This is a genomic window from Providencia rustigianii DSM 4541 (genome assembly GCF_000156395.1).
GTDB classification, from domain to species: Bacteria; Pseudomonadota; Gammaproteobacteria; order Enterobacterales; family Enterobacteriaceae; genus Providencia; species Providencia rustigianii.
In genome coordinates, this window is sequence record NZ_GG703827.1 from 1,337 (window position 1) to 3,652 (window position 2,316).

A 2,316-nucleotide genomic window follows, 5' to 3' on the forward strand; every position below is an offset into this window, starting at 1 on the left:
TTTTTTTAGAGCATCAAGCTCAGCTTTAAGCGCAGTATTTTCTTCCGCTGTAGCTAACATTTTTGCTTTCTGCTCAGCATCATCACCCGCTGGCGCATCAGGCTCTTGCTTACCTTTGGTAAGCTCGATGTTTTCAATTAGCGCTACGCAGTCATAATCTTCAATGATGTAATCTTCATTGACTGATTCGTAGTTTTCGATACGGTCACGTTTAGCGTTATCAACCACTTGACGACGGCGTGATTCGATTTGCCAGTAGATAGATAAATTATCTAATCGCGTGATAAGCATTCCATTTTTGGGAAATAAGGCACACGCACAGCTGGCAAACCACCGAGGCGTTTTTGGCTGATAATCACATCCGCAGCTAAAGCCTCTGTATTGGCTTGGTCACGGTTGACGATTGGGAAATATTTATCCGCTAATAATGAGCGACCACAGATAACCACTAAATCAGTATCATCGGCATACACTTCGGAAATGGCGTGGTCGACGGCTTGCATAACCAGCGCATCAAGGTTCTCATAATCTTCACCAATCCCCACTTTGATTGGCTCAGGCGTAATTTTGTTGGTGTCTTTATCCGTGGATGAACCCAAAACATGATCAGGGGCTTCAAGGCGGATTTTATGTAACCAACCGACATTAACGTCCTGTAGTAACTTGTTAACTTTACGGTCTGACGTTGCCGCGCGGCTCGTGCCATTAAAACCAATCATGATGCGGTCAAGGGCTTGGCGCTGAATAATGGCATCGCGGATACGGCGTTGGAAATCTTCAAACATTGCCCACATATCCAATTTTTCGTAACGGATAGCAGTATCAAAATTCGTTTGGCGGCAGTGATAGCCTTGCTTGGCTAATTGTGTTGGATCTGTCGGCTCACGGTCTTGCTTGGTGGTATCCGTCGTGCCTGCCACAGTTGTGCCAATACCGATGCCGATTTTTTCACCCACTTGGTCTTTCACTGGCACAATATTAATTTTGGTCAGAAAGACGGCGCTTAACTGAATTTTGGTTTCCAGTTTTTGAGCGGCGGATGGAGTAATTTCCACTTTCGATGCTGCAAACTCTTGTGGCTGAACACCGTAAATCTCACCAAGGCGGGTCATGTAACCGTTAAATTTAACTTTTGTTTCTTTTCTCATTATTGTTCCCGTTTAGCAATCCGTCAGGTTTTCGGTATTTGTGCCAGCACCGCCGAAAGAGATCGGGCGATGCGTGTTATTGTCTTGCTGGCTTAAATCAGTTTTGAGTTGATCCAACTCGCTGCGCAGGGTTTCATTTTGCTGTTTGACTGCGGAGAGCGCTTTTACTTCGCGCTCTAATGTTGCAAGCTTTTGTGCCGCTTCTGTTTGCTCTTCCGCACACAGTTCAACGGCTTGATGAATATCGTCAAGCTCCGCGTCATTGCGTTTCTGCGCACGGCTAAACATGGCAAAAACACGTTCTTTTAGACTTGGGCTTGTTTTTTCAGGTGTTTCTTCCACATCTGAAAATTCAATTACTGTTTCTTCCGCAGCCGTAAAGAGGTTATCTTTATCTTGCTTACGGTCAGAAAGATTATTCGCCTTATCAGCCCCAGCACTAAATTCAAGCATGCTAGTACCAAGGCTGGCTGGGTTATCTGTCACAGCTAACCCCACAAGATACGCGCTGCCCATATCCGAAAAATTCGGGTTAATTTCGACAGAGGTGTACACCTTTTGGCGCTTTTTGTTCATTTCAATCAGTTCTGGTGTTGGCTTTAAAACGCCATACAGCGCTAATTTTCCTGCTAATGCACCCTCACTGATTTCCTCGGTATAAACCGACTCCACATCACCGAATCGCGGCATCCAAGAATAATTCCAGTGCTCCATATTGATTCGCGCGCCATAAACGCTAGGGTCATAATTTTGTTCGATATCCGTCAACCATTGACGCTGCACCTTGCGACCGTCAGTTGTTGCCCCTTCAACACAAAGGCGCACCGGCTTGGATTTTGTTGTCATTGCTCAGGCTCCGGCAATTGAGTGTGTATATGATCGTAAAAAAGATGAGCCTATGTTTTCAGGGATGGGGGATAAGAAACAATGATTTGCCATTGTGTGGGAAATGGCACAATACGGAGGCAAGGCGATAATTCGTGTGAGTCATTAATCTGGCGGCATGAATACATTACACGATTTTGACCCACGAAAAAGAGCCATGCACCTGTACTTCAAAGGGTACAGGATTGCGCGTATTGCCGAAGCGCTCAACGAAAAGTCCGCCACAATTCACAGTTGGAAGCGACGTGATAAATGGGATGAGATCACCCCCGTTGAACGCGTA

Annotated in this window: 2 protein-coding genes and 1 pseudogene; 1 reads left to right on the forward strand and 2 read right to left on the reverse strand. The window is 45.7% G+C overall.

Annotation, left to right across the window (positions count from 1 at the left end; all coding sequences use genetic code 11):
* Positions 1-1,148, reverse strand: a pseudogene (locus PROVRUST_RS18485) (phage major capsid protein, P2 family); the annotation flags it as partial.
* A 12-nt stretch (positions 1,149-1,160) separates the two neighbouring features.
* Entirely contained in the window at positions 1,161-1,994 is an 834-nt protein-coding gene (locus PROVRUST_RS18490; protein WP_006816444.1) for a GPO family capsid scaffolding protein, read from the reverse strand.
* 157 nt (positions 1,995-2,151) lie between these two features.
* Here PROVRUST_RS18490 and PROVRUST_RS19465 point away from each other — a divergent pair.
* The coding region (locus PROVRUST_RS19465; protein ID WP_006816445.1) for a terminase gpP N-terminus-related DNA-binding protein at positions 2,152-2,316 on the forward strand (165 nt) is incomplete at its 3' end.